The 16094-nt window shown below is 64.4% G+C and carries 14 protein-coding genes; 13 read left to right on the top strand and 1 reads right to left on the bottom strand.

The genetic code is table 11. The features are described from left to right. Nucleotides 1-85: 85 nt before the first annotated feature. From E8M79_RS00530 to E8M79_RS00500, 7 genes are all read left to right on the top strand, one after another. Nucleotides 86-1240, top strand: coding sequence for a Gfo/Idh/MocA family oxidoreductase (locus tag E8M79_RS00530; protein WP_137149978.1), 1155 nt, complete (start codon nt 86-88; stop codon nt 1238-1240). A gap of 14 nt (nt 1241-1254) precedes the next feature. Next, nucleotides 1255-2142, top strand: a complete 888-nt coding sequence (locus E8M79_RS00525; RefSeq protein WP_137149977.1) for a sugar ABC transporter permease — start codon at nt 1255-1257, stop codon at nt 2140-2142. Nucleotides 2143-2234: 92 nt separating this feature from the next. Beyond that, the gene (locus tag E8M79_RS00520) at nt 2235-3077 is read left to right on the top strand and encodes a carbohydrate ABC transporter permease (RefSeq protein WP_137150828.1); all 843 of its coding nucleotides are present in this window, start codon (nt 2235-2237) and stop codon (nt 3075-3077) included. 83 nt (nt 3078-3160) lie between these two features. Beyond that, a complete protein-coding gene (locus E8M79_RS00515) occupies nt 3161-4378 on the top strand; it encodes an extracellular solute-binding protein (RefSeq protein ID WP_137149976.1) in 1218 nt (405 codons plus the stop codon). A 118-nt stretch (nt 4379-4496) separates the two neighbouring features. Continuing rightward, nucleotides 4497-5573: a sn-glycerol-3-phosphate ABC transporter ATP-binding protein UgpC gene (ugpC, locus tag E8M79_RS00510; protein ID WP_137149975.1), complete on the top strand. Its 1077-nt coding sequence runs from the start codon at nt 4497-4499 to the stop codon at nt 5571-5573. 32 nt (nt 5574-5605) lie between these two features. Continuing rightward, nucleotides 5606-6472 carry a MurR/RpiR family transcriptional regulator gene (locus E8M79_RS00505; RefSeq protein ID WP_137149974.1) on the top strand — a complete coding sequence of 289 codons (867 nt, stop codon included), beginning with the start codon at nt 5606-5608 and terminating at the stop codon, nt 6470-6472. A 115-nt stretch (nt 6473-6587) separates the two neighbouring features. Then, entirely contained in the window at nt 6588-8600 is a 2013-nt protein-coding gene (locus E8M79_RS00500; RefSeq protein WP_137149973.1) for a family 20 glycosylhydrolase, read from the top strand. Nucleotides 8601-8692: 92 nt separating this feature from the next. Here the strand turns inward: E8M79_RS00500 and E8M79_RS00495 are convergent, their stop codons facing one another. Continuing rightward, nucleotides 8693-10153 carry a M81 family metallopeptidase gene (locus E8M79_RS00495; RefSeq protein WP_137149972.1) on the bottom strand — a complete coding sequence of 487 codons (1461 nt, stop codon included), beginning with the start codon at nt 10151-10153 and terminating at the stop codon, nt 8693-8695. 184 nt (nt 10154-10337) lie between these two features. On the opposite strand from E8M79_RS00495, the gene E8M79_RS00490 reads away from it, so the two are divergent. From E8M79_RS00490 to E8M79_RS00465, 6 genes are all read left to right on the top strand, one after another. Next, nucleotides 10338-10721, top strand: coding sequence for a RidA family protein (locus E8M79_RS00490; protein ID WP_137149971.1), 384 nt, complete (start codon nt 10338-10340; stop codon nt 10719-10721). A 1-nt stretch (nt 10722) separates the two neighbouring features. Next, nucleotides 10723-11499, top strand: a complete 777-nt coding sequence (locus tag E8M79_RS00485) for an SDR family oxidoreductase (RefSeq protein WP_137149970.1) — start codon at nt 10723-10725, stop codon at nt 11497-11499. Next, nucleotides 11496-12557: a D-TA family PLP-dependent enzyme gene (locus tag E8M79_RS00480; RefSeq protein WP_137149969.1), complete on the top strand. Its 1062-nt coding sequence runs from the start codon at nt 11496-11498 to the stop codon at nt 12555-12557. The genes E8M79_RS00485 and E8M79_RS00480 overlap by 4 nt, the downstream gene beginning before the upstream one ends. A 30-nt stretch (nt 12558-12587) precedes the next feature. Then, the gene (locus tag E8M79_RS00475) at nt 12588-13157 is read left to right on the top strand and encodes a DNA-3-methyladenine glycosylase (protein WP_137149968.1); all 570 of its coding nucleotides are present in this window, start codon (nt 12588-12590) and stop codon (nt 13155-13157) included. Between the two features lie 69 nt (nt 13158-13226). Next, nucleotides 13227-15059 carry a DNA helicase RecQ gene (gene recQ, locus E8M79_RS00470; protein ID WP_248304891.1) on the top strand — a complete coding sequence of 611 codons (1833 nt, stop codon included), beginning with the start codon at nt 13227-13229 and terminating at the stop codon, nt 15057-15059. Beyond that, complete coding sequence (locus E8M79_RS00465) at nt 15056-16054, top strand: heparan-alpha-glucosaminide N-acetyltransferase (protein ID WP_137149966.1); 999 nt, start codon at nt 15056-15058, stop codon at nt 16052-16054. Before recQ ends, E8M79_RS00465 begins: the two co-directional genes overlap by 4 nt. The last annotated feature ends 40 nt before the right edge of the window (nt 16055-16094 follow it).

Here is a 16094-nt window from a genome sequence, read left to right as displayed (position 1 = left end):
ATCCTAATCTTGAAAATCGTTTACAAAAAGCACCGACTGACCCGACAGAGGTTGGCGGCTCCAGACACAGGGTGACGGCGAGACTATGCGGGTTGGTATTATTGGCCTTGGGTATCGTCTTGGCTATCTGGCGCGGGTGTTCTCCGCTGCGCGCAGTGACTTTTCCATTGCCGGTTATGTCGATCCGGCGCCGGCCGGTCTCCCCTATGCGACCCAGCATGGCGTCTCGGTCGGCACCCAGTTCGACTCGCTTGAAGCCATGCTCGACAGCGAGCCTCTCGACCTGCTGATGGTGGGCTCGCCCAATCACCTCCATCTCGATCACATCCGCATTGGGCTCGAGCGCGGCCTCAAGATCTTCACCGAAAAGCCGGTGGTCACCTCGGTCGAGGACACCATGGCGCTGGCCAAGCTGATTGCTCAGTATGGGTCAGACAATGTGATGGTGGGCCTCGTGCTGCGCTATGCGCCGCTCTATGTCGATCTGCGCAAGGCCCAGGCGGAGGGTCACCTCGGCGACATCACCTCCATCGAGGCCTCCGAGCACATCCCGCCCTATCATGGCGCCTTCTTCATGCGCGACTGGCGCCGCTACGAGCGCTATTCGGGCAGTTTCATGCTCGAGAAGTGCTGCCACGATCTCGATCTCTACAATGGCGTCATGGGCTGCCGCCCGCAGTATGTGTCCAGCTTCGGCGGGCGCCGCACCTTCATTCCGGCCAATGCCCCGCAAAATGTCGGCATCAACGACATGGAAGTCTATCACCGCAAGCCCAGCGGCTGGCAGGGCAGCGACAAGGTGTTCGACAGCGATGGCGACATCATCGATTTCCAGACGGCCATGGTGCAGTACGAAAATGGCGCGGCGCTGACCTTCCACACCAATCTCAATGTCCCTGACGATTTCCGGCGCTTTGCCGTGATGGGCGCCAAGGGCATGGCCGAGGGTGACTTCATCCGCAATTTCCTGCGCGTCACCGACAGCCGCACCTCCGACCGCCTGGTCGATACCACCTACAAGATGAGCGAGCTCAGCCAGCACTATGGTGCCGACGAGCAGATGGCCGAGGATATCCTCAAGCATGTGCTGGAAGGCGTGCCGCTGCCGGTATCGGTCACCGATGCGCTCGAGGCGGGCCTGTTGGCGCTCACCATGGATCAGGCCATGCGCACCAAGACCGTCATCGACATGACCCCCATCTGGCAGCAGTTCGACAGCGCCCTCGGGCGAGCCGGCTGAAGGAGAACAGGCCCATGACCAGCAACAGAAGCGCCGTCCTTTTCGCTCTCGCACTGCTGGCTCCAGCGCTGATCTACATCCTGATCATCGTGGCCTATCCTCTGGTCGACACCATCATCCTGTCGTTCACCAATGCCGCCCTGCGCCCCACCTATGATTGGGTCGGCTGGGCCAATTACCAGCGCATCTTCACCGCCGGCAATTTCACCGAGGTGATCCTGCGCACCTTTGTGTGGACCTTCTTCTCAGTGGCCACCAAGATGATCATCGGCACGCTGGGTGCCACGCTGCTCAACGCCGCCATCCCCGGCCAGACCGTGTTCCGCATTCTCACCATGCCGCCCTGGATCGTGCCCATGGCCATCGGCATCTTCATGTGGGGCTGGATGTACAACGGCCAGTTCGGCATGATTTCCGGCCTGCTGCAGAATTTCGGCGTCATCTCCAAGCCATGGCCCATCCTGGCGCAGGGCAGCTCGGCCTTCTGGGCCACCATCGTCACCGACGTGTGGATCGGCGTGCCCATGGTCACCATCTATATGCTGGCCGCCATGCAATCGATCCCCAAGGATCTCTATGAGGCCGCCTGGACCGATGGCGCCAGCCGCGGCTACCGCTTCCGCCGCATCACGCTGCCCTTGCTGGTGCCGGCGTTGCTGACCATGAGCCTGCTCAGCATGATCGCCACTTTCAATTCCTTCGATATCATCTGGATCCTGACCCAGGGTGGTCCGTCCAACACCACCACCACCATGATCATCGACACCTACAAGACCGCCATTGGCAGCCGCAAATATGGCGAGGGCGCTGCCCGCGCCGTGGTCATCTGCATCTTCGTGTCGATCTTCTGCATCGTCTACTTCCGTGCCGTCCGGAAACTGTCGCAGGGAGAAGCCAAATGAGCCAACTGGCCCGCACCGCCGCCCCGGCCCTTGAAGCCACGCGCACGCCTGCCAAGCCGCTGGCCCGCATCAAGGCGCGCTCCACCAAGCCCATGATCGACCGCTACAAATGGTATGAAGTGGTGGCCATGTACTGCGGCATGGCCGTGTTCCTGTTCTTTGTGCTGGCGCCCTTCATCGAAGGCTTCCTGGTCTCGCTCAAGCCCTTGGCCCAGCTGTTCTCCACGCCCTACAGTTTCATCCCCAAGAACGGCTCTTTCGACTCCTACATCAACATGTGGACCTCGGTGCCGGCCCTGGGCATGCACATCTTCAATTCCTTCTTCATCTCCTCGGTGGTGACGCTGATCGTCATCGTCATCGTGGTGCCCGCGGCCTATGCCTTTGCCCGCTTCCAGTTCACCGGCTCGGCGCTGCTGCTGGGTGGCTTTCTGGCGGTCAACATGTTCTCGGGCGCCGTGCTGCTCATCCCGCTGCTGCGGCTGATGACCTCGCTGCGCCTGCTCAACACCTATTGGGCCATGATCGTGCCCGGCGCCGCCTTCCTCATCCCGTCCTCCATCTGGCTGCTGCGCACCTATATGATGCGCATTCCCCGCGAGCTGGACGAGGCCGCCTGGGTCGATGGCGCATCCCGTCTCTACACCCTGCGCCGGGTTATCCTGCCGCTGGCCATGCCGGGCATTGTGGTGGTCGCCATCATGACCTTCATCGGCGCCTATGCGCAGCAGTTCATCTTCGCGCTGACCTTCAACTCCAAGACCGAATTCATGCCGCTGCCGATCGGGCTGTTCGCCTTCTTCGGCAAGCAGGAGGTTCAGTGGAACGAGCTGATGGCAGCCTCATTTGTCGGAATCCTGCCGGTGATGATCGTGATCATCTTCCTGCAGCGCTATCTCGTCGCCGGTCTCACCGCCGGTGCCGTGAAGCAGTAAGCCTTTCGTGCATCCAGACTGGTGGCCACGGCTGCCGGTAGAGGGAAGTCGCTCTTCGGGGCGCAAATCAAGGGAGACTACCAATGAATACGACCAAAAAGCTGCTCCTGGCTTCGCTGACGGTCCTGGCCGGCAGCACCGGCCTGGCAACCGCATTGCAGGCCGCAGAAATCAGCTTCATCGTCTGTGGCGACACGGTTGATCCGCTCTACGTCGAGTACATCAAGGAGTGGGAAGCCGCTAACCCCGATTACCCCATCGTCCCCGAAGTCGTGGGCTGGGGTCAGTGCCAGGACAAGGTGACGACCCTTGCCGCCGCCGGCACCCCGGTTGGTCTGGCCTATGTCGGCTCGCGCACGCTCAAGCAGTTCGCCCTCAACGACCTCATCGTCCCCGTGCCGATGACCGACGAGGAAAAGGCTGCCTACTACAATTTCGTTCCCGAGACCGTGACCTTCGACGGCACCCAGTGGGGCGTTCCGGTGGCCTTCTCCACCAAGGCCCTGTTCTGGAACAAGGACCTGTTCAAGGCCGCCGGTCTTGATCCGGAAGTGCCGCCCAAGACCTGGGAAGAAAAGATCGCTTTCGCCAAGCAGATCACCGAAAAGACCGACGCTGCCGGCTATGGCCTGGTTGCCAAGTCCTTCGACAACACCATGCACCAGTTCCTCCATTGGGTTTACACCAATAGCGGCCAGGTCATCGATGCCGACGGCAATATCGTTCTCGACAGCCCGCAGAACCTGGCTGCCCTGACCGCCCTCAAGGACATCGTGCCCTTCTCCGAAGAAGGCCCGACCGCCTATGAGCAGAACGAAGTTCGCGCCATCTGGCTCGACGGTGGCGTTGCCATGATCGAAGCTTCCGCTGGCGCTGCCAATCGTGCTGAAGAAGCCGGCATGAACTGGGGCGTTGCCCCGCTGCCGACCGGTCCTGATGCCAAGGGTCCTGGCACCCTGCTGATCACCGACTCGCTGGCCGTCTTCAAGGGCACCGGTGTTGAGGACAAGGCGATCGAATTCGCCAAGTTCATCACCTCGCCCGAAAAGCAGTGGGCCTATGACGTCAGCCAGGGCCTGACCCCCCTGCGTCCCGTCCACTCCGACGAACTGGTTGCCGAAAAGCCCTACTGGAAGCCCTTCCTGGACGGCATTGAATTCGGTGGTCCCGAGCCCCTGCTGACCGACTATGTTGGCCTGCAGAACGTGATGATCGAAATGGTCCAGTCCGTCGTGACCGGCGCTGCCGAACCCGCCGCTGCCCTCACCAAGGCTGCTGGCGAACTCGAGCAGTACAAGTAAGTCTGACAGGCCGGGACCTCCCCCGACCACTCGGCCGCCGCTCCCAAGGGCGGCGGCCACCCCCCAACGCCTCAATGCCTGCCCGCGGGTATCAAGCCCCGCCGACCGGAGTACGACGATGTCCCAGCTCAGCCTCAAGCGCCTGGAGAAATCCTTCAACGAAGCCCGCATCATCAAGGGCATCGATCTGGATGTGTCCGAGGGCGAATTCGTGGTCTTCGTCGGCCCGTCCGGCTGCGGCAAGTCGACCCTGCTGCGCATGATTGCCGGCCTCGAAGATGTCTCGTCCGGCGAGATCGAGATCGGCGGCAAGGTGGTCAATGACCTCCCGCCCGTGCAGCGCGGCATTGCCATGGTGTTCCAGAGCTATGCGCTCTATCCGCACATGACGGTGTTTGAGAACATTGCCTTCCCCCTGCGCGTCGAGAAGCTCTCCACCGACGAGGTCAACACGCGCGTTCACGCGGCCGCCAAGGTTCTCCAGCTCGAGCCGCGCCTGCAGCATCGCCCCGGCCAGCTCTCGGGTGGTCAGCGCCAGCGCGTCGCCATCGGCCGCGCCATTGTGCGCCAGCCCAAGATTTTCCTGTTCGACGAGCCGCTGTCCAATCTGGATGCTGCGCTGCGCTCGGAGATGCGCATCGAGCTGATGGAGCTGCACAAGCGTCTTGGCTCGACCATGATCTACGTGACCCATGACCAGGTCGAGGCCATGACCATGGCCGACAAGATCGTCGTGCTCGACGCCGGCGAGATTTCCCAGGTCGGCTCGCCGCTCGAGCTCTACCACAAGCCCGACAATCTCTTCGTCGCCGGCTTCATCGGCAGCCCGAAGATGAATTTCATCAGCGCCACCGTCAAAGCCTCCGATGGCACCACCACCACGCTCGATCTGGGTGCCCTGGGCACCATTGCCCTGCCGCGCAAGGCCACGCTGCCCGTCGGCCAGACCGTGACCCTGGGCGTCCGCCCCGAGCATCTGCACCTGGGCGCCGGCGATTTCACGCTCAATGTCACGCCCAATATCGTTGAACATCTCGGCATTCACACCGTGGCCTATTCCACCCTGCCGGCGGGTGAGAACTTCATCGCCCTGTTCGAAGGGGCGCCCGACATCACCGAAGGCGTGGCCGCGCCGATCAGCTTCCGGCTCGATCAGGTCCATCTGTTCGACACCGCGGGCCTGGCGGTCTACTAACCACCGATCCGCGCGGTGGAGGAGATGTGGGCATGCTGGACATCGTTGGCCTGTTGCAGACGGAGAAGAACGAGTTCACGCGGTCTGAACGCGCGCTGACCGAAATCGTCCTGGCCGACGTCGACGCCGTCCTCAAGCTCTCCATCGTCGACCTGGCCGCCCAGGCCGAAGTCTCCCCGCCCACTGTCACCCGTTTCTGTCGCCGCCTCGGCTGCGACAGCTATGCCGATTTCAAGGTGCGCCTGGCGCAGTCCCGCTTTGTCGGTCAGCGCTATTTCGCGCCGGCCACGGGTCCGTCCAGCGTGCACGAGATTGCCCAGGGCGTCGTCAACGGCATTCAGTCGATCATCTACGAAACCTTTGATCACCTCGATTTCGCCGCCGTCGAGCGCGCGGCCGAAAGCCTGGTCAAATCCAGCTTTGTGCTGTCCTTCGGCTCGGGCGGCGCCTCGTCCATGATGGCGGGCGAGGTCGAGGCTCGCCTGTTCCGGCTCGGGCTCAAGGTGGCCTCCACCGACGATCACCAGCTGCAGATGATGCGCGCGGCGTCTGCGCCCTCGGGCACCGTCATTGTCGCCTTCTCGCTCTCGGGCAACAATGCTCAGCTCGCCAAGACCCTGGCCGTGGCCGGCGAATATGGCCTGACCCGCATCGTCATCACCCGCTCGGCCTCGCTGGTCTCGGCGCAGTCCGACATTCTCCTGCCGGTCAATTGGCACGAGAACACCGATATCCTGCGCCCCACCCCGGGCCGCTACGCCTTTCTCGCCACTGTCGACGTGCTGGCCCAGACCGTGGCAACCCGTCTCGGCCCCTCCGCCGTCGCCTCCATGCGCCGCATCAAGCACCAGCTCGTCGTCAATCGCGATGGCGAAGACGGCCAGCCCCTGGGGGACTAGCCCACCATACCTTCAGTCAGCCTTCCCGCCCCCTTGAGGGGAGGGATCGAGGGAGGGGGTCGACGAGTTTGCCCCGCAGCCCCACGCAGCCACCCATCAGCCCGAGAGACCATTCATGCCCATGTCCTTCTCCTTCGTCACCACCTGGTCTCCGGCCACCGCCGATGAGCCGCTCGGCTATGGCATTGAGCTGACCAATACCGGCGATACCCCGGTCAGCGGCTTCCAGCTCGGCTTCTCCGGCCCGGCCCGCATCGATCCCCATGCCACGCTCGAAAACGGCGTGCTGCTGCGGCGCCTCTCCAACCACAGCCTGATTGCCCCGCCCGAGGGCTTTGTGCTGGCCCCCGGCGAAACCTGGACGGCGATTGCCCGCGGCCTCTCCTATGGCCTGCGCCACTGGAGCGATGGTGCCAATGCGGCCTATGTCGTGCTTGCCGATGGCAGCATTGTCCCGCTGCCGACAGCGCCCACCCGCGGCAAGGGCAACAATGCCCCGCTGCTCAAGGGCGCTGTCCGCTTTCCCGTTCCGGCCAAGGCGCCGGTCGCCGTCTCCATCATTCCCTGGCCGCAGTCGGTCGCCACCACCGGCGCCCGCATTGCCCCGCCCGGCCTCGATCTCAAGCCGCAGGGGGATGACGCCGGTCGCGCCGCCGCCGCCTTTGCCGGTCTCGTCAACGATCTCTTCCCCGTCGAAGGCTTGGTGCGCACCGCGGCTGAAGCCGGCATGCCGGTGGCCATCACCCACAAGCCGGGCCTGGCGCCCGAGGCCTATGAACTCAGCTTTGCCGAGAACGCCGCCACCGTCGCCGCCACCACCCGCCAGGGCATGCTCTATGGGCTCATCACACTGGGGCAGATCCTGCGCGGCGCGCGCCTGCATCCGCAGACCTTTGTCTTCCCCACCGGTGGCCTGATCACCGACGCGCCCGGCTTTGCCTATCGCGGCAGCCATCTCGACGTGGCGCGCCAGTTCTACACCACCGCCGAAGTCAGCGGGTTCCTCAAGATCATGGCGTGGAACAAGCTCAACAAGTTCCATTGGCACTTAAGCGAAGACGAGGCCTGGCGCCTCGAGATTGATGCCTATCCGCAGCTCACCGAAATTGCCGCCTGGCGTGGCCACGGCAAGGCGCTGCCGCCGCTGCTCGGCTCCGGCCCACAACCGACCGGTGGCTATTACACCAAGGCGGCGGTGCGCCAGATCGTGGCGCTGGCCGATAGCCTGGGCATCGCCGTGATCCCCGAGATCGACATGCCGGGCCATTTCTATGCCGCGCTGCAGGCCATGCCCGAGCTGCGCGACCCACAAGAAACCGGTGAATACCAGTCGGTGCAGGGCTTCCCCAACAACAGCCTCAACCCGGCCCATGAGCCGGTCTATCGCTTCGTCGAGACCATTGTGGACGAAGTGCTGGAGCTGTTCCCGGCCGGCATCTTCCATCTGGGTGCCGACGAAGTGCCGCTGGCCGCCTGGTCCGGGTCGCCCTTGGCGCTCGACATGATCGAACGCCTCGGTGGCCCCGAGATGCGCCGCAAGCACGAGAAGCAGTTCAACCAGCTCGGCAACCATCACGGCGCCGACGAGATCGAGGGCTCGCCCACCGCGCTCATCCAGGCCGCCTTCATCCGCCGCGTGCACGACTATATCGCTTCCAAGGGCGCCATCACTGGCGGCTGGGAAGAGGCGGCCCATGGCGATGCCGTGGACAAGACCAAGGCTTTCGTCATCGGCTGGCGCAATGTCGAGATCAACGCGGCCCTGGCCGAACGCGGCTTTGACATCGTCGTCTCGCCCGGCCAGCGCTACTACCTCGACATGGCCAATGGCGTGCAATGGACCGAGCCGGGCGCCGGCTGGGCCGGTTGGTCCGGCCCGCAGGAGACTTATGAGTTCGAGGCCCGCGCCGGCTTCTCCGAACAGGGCCTCAAACACCTGCTCGGCATCCAGGCCTGCATCTGGAGCGAGTCCATGACCGACCGCGCCATTTTCGACCGCCTGGTCTTCCCGCGTCTCTCCGCCATCGCCGAAGCCGGCTGGACGCTGCCCGAGCGCAAGAGCTGGGATCGCTTCAAGGCGCTCGTCGGCACCATGCCCATTCTCTATGGCCACTGGGCGGCCGATTGACCATCAAAGACCCAATTGCGTGATGCAAAAAGGCCCCGTTCCAGAGCGGGGCCTTTTCTGTTGTCACCATGTCAGCACTTTGCGCCGAACCGTCAGTCCGAAAACGGTGACATGTGCATGGGCCAGATGTCCTTGCGCGCCTTGCGATAATTGGTCTCCGCAGGCCGGTTCGGATAGGGTTTTCCGGCCGAGCAATAGACGATCTCGGAGGCGATTCTGCTGAAGCTGTCATAGAAGTGGTTGGTCGATTTGATCAGCAGGATTTTGCGCGATGTCGGGTCAATCCCCATCGCGGAAAACAGTGATGGATCAAAGCTTTGCGCGCGTGTGGAGTTGAGGATCACATCGATCCCGTCAAAGCTGATCCAGGTCGCATCGCCAAAGGGTGCAAAGCTGTCGCCAAAGCGCATCTGCGCATCGCGCACCAGCCGCTTGACCGTCACCAGCCGGTCGATCGGATTGCCGGTGTTGGGCGCCGATTTGGCCCCAAAACGCAGTGGAATTTCAGCACCTTCCCCCGCCGCCATGCAGATTTGCACCGCAATGGGGTCCCAGATCGTGCCCACCGCCACGTCACTTATCCCCCGGTCCATCAGCTCTGCTAGAATGACCGTTGCATCGCCTGCCGTGCCGCCACCGGGATTGTCCCACACATCGGCGATCACCACCGGGCCCTTGGGTGCCGCCACCGCCATGTCCACGGCGGCTTTTTCGTCCACCTGGGGCACCATGAAGGTGCCACGCAGGGCAAACAACTCGCGGCCCAGCCGCTCGGCCAGCGCCGCGCCGGTCTCGGCATGGCCATCGGTGACGGCGATCACCTTGGTGCCCATTTCCGGCACGTCGCCGGCCATGAAGCCGTGGATCACCGACAGCGACAGCACATGCGGCTCGCTCTTTTCCAGCCCATAGAGCCGGTCGACAAAGCCCCGCATCGGCTGGCGCGAGGTGGGGAACACATCGATCATGCGGCAATCAAACACGCTCATCACCGGGGTGATCTCGCCCTTGAGCGCCCGCACTGCAATGGCCCAGAGATCGCGCGCCCGGTCGACAAAGTCGGTGTGGGGGAACTCTTTGAAAACAACAAAGAAATTGGCCGCCGCGACCCGCTTGGCGGTGAGGTGGCTATGCGGATCAAGCTCGGCGCAGACCAGCACATCGGGCCCCACAATGGCCCGCACGCGGCTCAACAGATCCCCCTCGGGGTCGTCATAGCCCTGCGCCACCATCGCGCCATGCAGGCCCAGCACCACGCCATCGACCGGCATCGCCGCCTGCAATTGGTGCAGAATATCGTCCCGCAGCTCTTCATAGGTCGTTCGCGCAATCAGCCCCGCCGGATCGGCCCAACTGGCGCTGCCCTCGATCAGCGTCCAGCCCAGTTCAGCGCAGACCGCGCGGCCCACGGTGATCGGCGCCGTGCACAGCGTCGGCGTTGCCGGATGCTCTCCGGGCCCGGCATGCAGCGAGGCCTCAAAGGCGCGCTTGTCGATCGCGATGGGGGAAAACGTATTGGTCTCGGTGGCCAAGGCGGCGGTAAAAACGCGCACGGGAGATCTCGCAGGAAGGGGGCATGCCAGTCAGGCGACTGCGCCGAGGTTAGCATGACGACATGGCAACGATCACGTAAGAAATTTTCACTGAAACTGAAAAACTGTCGACCTCTACCCAGTTTTCACGCCATATAATGCTCTCAAACGAAACTGGCTTTCAGAAACGACCCGGGAGTGCGTCATGTCCATCAAACGTTATGGTGCTGAAAAAACTGGCGCCGGCGGCCAGAACCTGCCCTTCGCCAGGGCCGTGGAAGCCGGCGGCTGGCTCTATGTCTCCGGCCAGGTCGCCATGAAGGACGGCGAGATCGTGCGCGGCGGCATCGTCGAAGAAACCCACCTCACCATCCAGAACATCATCGCCATCCTCACCGAGGCTGGCTACGGCCTCGAACACGTAGTGCGCTGCGGCGTCTGGCTGGACGATCCGCGCGATTTCTGGAGCTTCAATGGCGTCTACAAGAGCTATTTCGGCGAACATCCGCCGGCCCGCGCCTGCGTGCAGAGCCATATGATGGTCGACTGCAAGGTCGAGATCGAATGCGTTGCCTATAAGGGGCCGTGAGATGATCGCCTCGCCCTTCCGCCTGGACGGCAAGACCGTGCTGATCTCTGGCGCCGGCGGCGGCATTGGCCGGTCGCTGGTTGCTGCCTTCCGCGCAGCGGGCGCCAGTGTCATCGGCGCTGACCGCAGCGCCGATCTGTTGGAAGGCCTCGACCTGGCCGGCACGGTGCTGTTTGACCAGGCCGATGCCAAGGGCACGCGCAGCGCAGTCGAGCACCATCTCAAGCAGTTTGGCGCCCCCGATGCAGTGGTCTCCAATGCCGGCTTCACCCGCGCCGAAATCCTCGACCATCTCGACGACGACGTCTGGGCTTCCGAACTCGCCATCAACCTCAATGGCGCCTATGCCATGACGGACCCGCTCGTCGGCGCCATGGCGGCGCGGGGATCGGGCAGCCTGGTCTTTATCTCCTCGGTCAATGCCCTGGGCCATTATGGCAACCCCGCCTATTCGGCCGCCAAGGCCGGCCTCGTCGCCTATGCCAAGGCCATCGCGGTCGAGCGGGGCGGTCGCGGCGTGCGGGCCAATGTGATCTGCCCCGGCTCGGTGCGCACCCCCGCCTGGGACCATCGGCTTGCGGCCGACCCGACCCTGCTCGACAATGTGCTGCCGCATTATCCGCTGGGGCGCATGGTGCTGCCCATGGAAGTCGCCAATGCGGCGGTGTTCTATTGCTCCGATGCCGCTTCGGGCATAACCGGCACCGTGCTGCCGGTCGACGCTGGCCTCACGGCCGGCAATCTGGTGTTCGTTGACGAGGTCCTGAGGGGCAAATGACCGATATTTCTGCGCTCGATACCCCCGCCGTGCTGATCGACATCGACCGCGTCGAGGCCAATCTCGCCCGCACCCAGAGCTATGCCGATAGCCATGGCCTGAGGCTCCGCCCCCATATCAAGACCCACAAGCTGCCGCGCTTTGCCAAGCGGGCGATGGAACTGGGCGCCGTGGGCATCACCGCGCAGAAGCTGGGCGAGGCCGAAGTCTTCGCCGATGCCGGCATCACTGAAATCTTCCTGCCCTACAATATCATCGGCGCCGCCAAGCTGGCGCGGCTGCGGGCCCTGGCCGACCGGGTCAATATCAGCGTCACCGCCGACAGCGTCACCACGGTGGCCGGTCTGTCGGATGCTTTTGCCACGGCCAACAAGCCGCTGACGGTGCTGGTGGAATGCGACACCGGCATGGGCCGCTGCGGCGTGCAGACGCCCGAAGGCGCCGTTGCCCTGGCGCAATTGATCGCCGCCTCGCCCGGCCTGGTGTTTGGCGGGCTGATGACCTATCCGGCTGCCGGCCAGGTCGAAGCCAATGCCGCCTGGTTGGCCATGGCCAAGTCCGAGCTGATCCGCGCCGGCCTGCCGGCGGCGGTGATCTCCAATGGCGGCACGCCCGACCTCTGGCGCGCCCATGAGGTGACCGCAGCCACTGAGCATCGGCCGGGCACCTATATCTATATGGACCGCTTCCAGGTCGCCAAAGGCGTCGGTGGCTTCGCCGATTGCGCGCTGACCGTGCTGGCCACCGTGGTCAGCCGCCCCACCGAAGACCGCGCCATCATCGATGCCGGCTCCAAGGCGCTGACCAGCGACACGCTGGGCATGACCGGCTTCGGGCTGATCGAGGCCTATCCCGAGGCCGTCATCACCGGGCTCAGCGAAGAGCATGGCACCATCGATCTGTCCAAATGCGCCAACAGGCCCGTGATCGGCGAGACCCTGCGCATCATCCCCAACCACGCCTGCGTGGTCAGCAATCTGTTTGACACAGTGCACCTGATTTCGGGCGATCAATTGGTCGAGACCGTGAGCGTCGCCGCCCGAGGCCGGGTGGGGTGACGATGCCGGCGCGGACGCTATAGTGCGCCCATGCTGGCCCCGTCCTTTTTTGATCGCCCCGCCGAAGCCGTCGCGCCCGAGCTGATCGGGGCGACGCTGCTGGTCGATGGCGTCGGTGGCCTACTGGTCGAGCTGGAAGCCTATGACCAGGCCGATCCCGCCTCGCACAGTTTCCGTGGGCCGACCCCGCGCAATGCCGCCATGTTCGGCCCGCCCGGCCATGCCTATGTCTACAAGATCTATGGCATCCACTGGTGCCTCAATATCGTCTGCCAGACCGGCAGCGCCCTGTTGATCCGCGCTCTGGAGCCGACCCAGGGCCTCACCCAGATGCATGCGCGGCGCGGCGGCGTCAGCGACACCCAGCTCTGTTCGGGCCCGGGCAAATTGTGCCAGGCGCTGGCGGTGGATCGCCGGCATGATTCACTATCGCTGGTCGACCCGCCCTTTGCGCTGCAGGCGCCCTCGGCAAGGGCCATGGTCCACACCGGGCCGCGCATCGGCATCACCAAGGGTGTCGACACGCCCTGGCGCTTTGCTTTGGCGGGCTCGCGCTTTCTCAGCAAGCCCATACCAGCGGTGGAGAGGGGTCAGGGTTGATCCCATGCCGCCTTGCGGCGCACCCCGTGCCTGTGGTCCAAGAGCGGCGTGAGCACACTTGAATCGCGCATCGATCTGTTCGGCGCGGGGCCCGCGCTTCTGCCGCGCGACCCGCTGGCCGTGTTGCGCGAGGTCTTCGGCCACAAGAGCTTCCGTGGCCAGCAGGACCAGGTGGTGCGCCATCTGGTCGATGGCGGCGACGCCGTTGTGCTGTTCCCCACCGGCGCTGGCAAATCGATGTGCTACCAGATCCCCGCCATCTGCCGGCCGGGCGTGGGCATCGTCATTTCGCCGCTGATTGCCTTGATGCGCGACCAGGTCGAGGCCCTGCGCCAGGCCGGCGTCGCCGCTGCCGCGCTCAACTCCTCGCTCAATGCCGAAGAATCAGCCGAAGTGCGCCGGCAACTCCGCAATGGCGAGCTGGACCTGCTCTATGTGGCGCCCGAACGCGTGGCGACGCCCGGCTTTGCCAATATGCTGTCGGGCATCGACATTGCCCTGTTCGCCATCGACGAGGCGCATTGCGTCAGCCAATGGGGCCACGATTTCCGCCCTGAGTATCGCGAGCTGAGCAAGCTCACCGAACTCTTCCCCGGTGTGCCGCGCATTGCCCTGACTGCCACCGCCGATCCAACCACGCGCGAGGACATTATCGAGCGCCTGGGGCTCGAGACGGCCGAGGTGTTCACCACCAGTTTTGACCGCCCCAATATTTCCTATTCCATCGTCGAGCGCGACAAGGCCCGCGATCAGCTGCTGGCGTTTCTCGCCGCGCACAAGGGCAGCTCGGGCATCGTCTATTGTCTGAGCCGCGCCAAGGTGGAGGACACCGCCGAGTGGCTGTCCGCAAAGGGCATTCCCGCGCTGCCCTATCATGCCGGCATGAGCGCGGAGCGGCGCAACGCCAATCAGGACGCCTTCCTGCGCGAAGACAATATCTGCATGGTGGCCACGGTCGCCTTTGGCATGGGCATCGACAAGCCCGACGTGCGCTATGTCGCCCATATGGACCTGCCGGCCTCCATCGAGGCCTACTACCAGGAAACCGGCCGCGCCGGGCGCGACGGTCAGCCCGCCGACGCCTGGATGAGCTATGGCATGGCCGATGTGGTGCAGCGCCGCCGCATGATCGACGAGGGCAATGCCCCCGACGAGGTCAAGCGGCTCGAGCATGGCAAGCTCAATGCGCTGCTCGGCGTCTGCGAAACCGCCGAATGCCGCCGCAAGGCCATCCTCAACCACTTCGGCGAAGCCCATCCCGGCAATTGCGGCAATTGCGACACCTGCCGCTCGCCGGTGGAATCCTGGGACGGCACCGAGGCGGCCATCAAGGCGCTGGCCGCCATCTATCGCACCGGGATGCGCTTTGGCGCCGCCCATATCATCGATGTGCTGATGGGCAAGTCGACCGAAAAGGTCGAGCGCTTCGGCCACCACAACCAGAAGGTCTTTGGCGCTGGCGCTGACCTCGACGCCAAGGTCTGGCAGTCGGTGCTGCGCCAGCTCACCGCCTCTGGCCTCATCGTGGTCGACCATGCCAATCATGGTGCGCTGACGCTGGGGGAGGGGGCCCACGCCGTCTTCAAGCACGAGCGCCAGGTGATTCTGCGCAAGGACCGGCCCAAAAAGACCGTCGAGGTTCGCCGCTCGCTCGAGCGTGCTGCCAGCATACCGCCCCATGCCCTGCCGCTGTTCGAGGCGCTGCGCGAGGCGCGCACCCGCATCGCCAAGCAGCAGGGCGTGCCGCCCTATGTCATCTTCCACGACGCCACGCTGCGCGCTATGGCGCTGGCCGTGCCGCGCCATCCCCATGACATGCTGAACCTGCCCGGGGTCGGCCAGGCCAAGCTCGACCGCTATGGCGATGCCTTCCTCGCCGTCGTAGCCGAGGTCGCGGCGTGACGGACGCGACCGTGGGCGAGGTTCCTGCGCCCACACGGCCCCGCTTTGCGGTGATCGACATCGCCCGTGGCGGCGCCATCATCGCCATGATGGCCTATCATCTGTGCTGGGACCTGAGCTTTTTCCGCTTCATCGCGCCCGACGTCGGCTATGACCCCGAATGGGTGCTGTTCGCCCGCTCCATCCTGGCGGTGTTCCTGTTCCTGGTCGGCGTGGGCCTGGTGCTCGGCCATGGTCGCGGCATCCGCTGGCGGGCGTTCTGGCGGCGCTGGCTGTTCCTGCTGGCGGGCGCGCTGGCCATCACGCTGGGCACCTGGCTGGTCTTCCCGGACAGCTTTGTCTATTTCGGCGTGCTGCACGCCATCGCGCTGTTCAGCCTCCTGGCGCTGCCACTGCTGGCCGCGCCGCTGCTTGTGGTGGCGCTGGTCGCCGCCATTGTCATTGCACTGCCCTTCGTCTTCAGCGACGCGCTGTTCAACGACAAGCTGTTCTCCTGGCTCGGCTTCTGGCAGGTGCCGCCGCCGACCAATGATCTGGTGCCGGTGTTCCCCTGGTTCGGCGCGGTGCTGGTCGGCGTCATCGCTATGCGGCTGCTGCTGGCCAGCGCCTGGGCGGAGCGCTTGGCTTCCATTCGCCCCACCGGCCGCCTGCCGCGCCTTTTGGGCGCCATGGGGCGCTGGAGCCTTCTGATCTACCTGCTGCACCAGCCGATCCTCCTCGGCATCATCGCGCCGGCCGCGGCACTGCTCCATCCCGAGATCGCCATGCGGCAGAACGATTTCCTCGCCTCCTGCCAGTCGACCTGCGTCGACTCCGGCACCACGGCCGAGCTCTGCACCACCTATTGCCAGTGCGGGCTCGAAGGTGTGGAAGCCAATGATCTCTGGCATGCCATCTATTCGGGCATGGTTTCGGCCGATGAGCAGGCCAAGCTCGACGCCCGCAACCGCCAATGCTCGGCGCTGATCTATCCTGAGCTCAACGCACCGCAGTAAGCGGCCCGCAAACTTGCGTTTTTTGCTCAGAATCGGTCTT

This window comes from Devosia sp. FKR38 (assembly GCF_005222805.1).
Taxonomy (GTDB): domain Bacteria; phylum Pseudomonadota; class Alphaproteobacteria; order Rhizobiales; family Devosiaceae; genus Devosia.
This window is presented reverse-complemented; position numbering and strand designations above follow the sequence as displayed.

Bases quoted from the DNA above. Each gene is read 5' to 3' on its own strand.
- E8M79_RS00500 (WP_137149973.1), top strand. From the start codon at position 6,588: ATGCCCATGTCCTTCTCCTTCGTCACCACCTGGTCTCCGGCCACCGCC.
- E8M79_RS00505 (WP_137149974.1), top strand. From the start codon at position 5,606: ATGCTGGACATCGTTGGCCTGTTGCAGACGGAGAAGAACGAGTTCACG.
- E8M79_RS00490 (WP_137149971.1), top strand. From the start codon at position 10,338: ATGTCCATCAAACGTTATGGTGCTGAAAAAACTGGCGCCGGCGGCCAG.
- E8M79_RS00530 (WP_137149978.1), top strand. From the start codon at position 86: ATGCGGGTTGGTATTATTGGCCTTGGGTATCGTCTTGGCTATCTGGCG.
- ugpC (WP_137149975.1), top strand. From the start codon at position 4,497: ATGTCCCAGCTCAGCCTCAAGCGCCTGGAGAAATCCTTCAACGAAGCC.
- E8M79_RS00475 (WP_137149968.1), top strand. From the start codon at position 12,588: ATGCTGGCCCCGTCCTTTTTTGATCGCCCCGCCGAAGCCGTCGCGCCC.
- E8M79_RS00525 (WP_137149977.1), top strand. From the start codon at position 1,255: ATGACCAGCAACAGAAGCGCCGTCCTTTTCGCTCTCGCACTGCTGGCT.
- E8M79_RS00480 (WP_137149969.1), top strand. From the start codon at position 11,496: ATGACCGATATTTCTGCGCTCGATACCCCCGCCGTGCTGATCGACATC.
- E8M79_RS00485 (WP_137149970.1), top strand. From the start codon at position 10,723: ATGATCGCCTCGCCCTTCCGCCTGGACGGCAAGACCGTGCTGATCTCT.
- E8M79_RS00520 (WP_137150828.1), top strand. From the start codon at position 2,235: ATGATCGACCGCTACAAATGGTATGAAGTGGTGGCCATGTACTGCGGC.
- E8M79_RS00515 (WP_137149976.1), top strand. From the start codon at position 3,161: ATGAATACGACCAAAAAGCTGCTCCTGGCTTCGCTGACGGTCCTGGCC.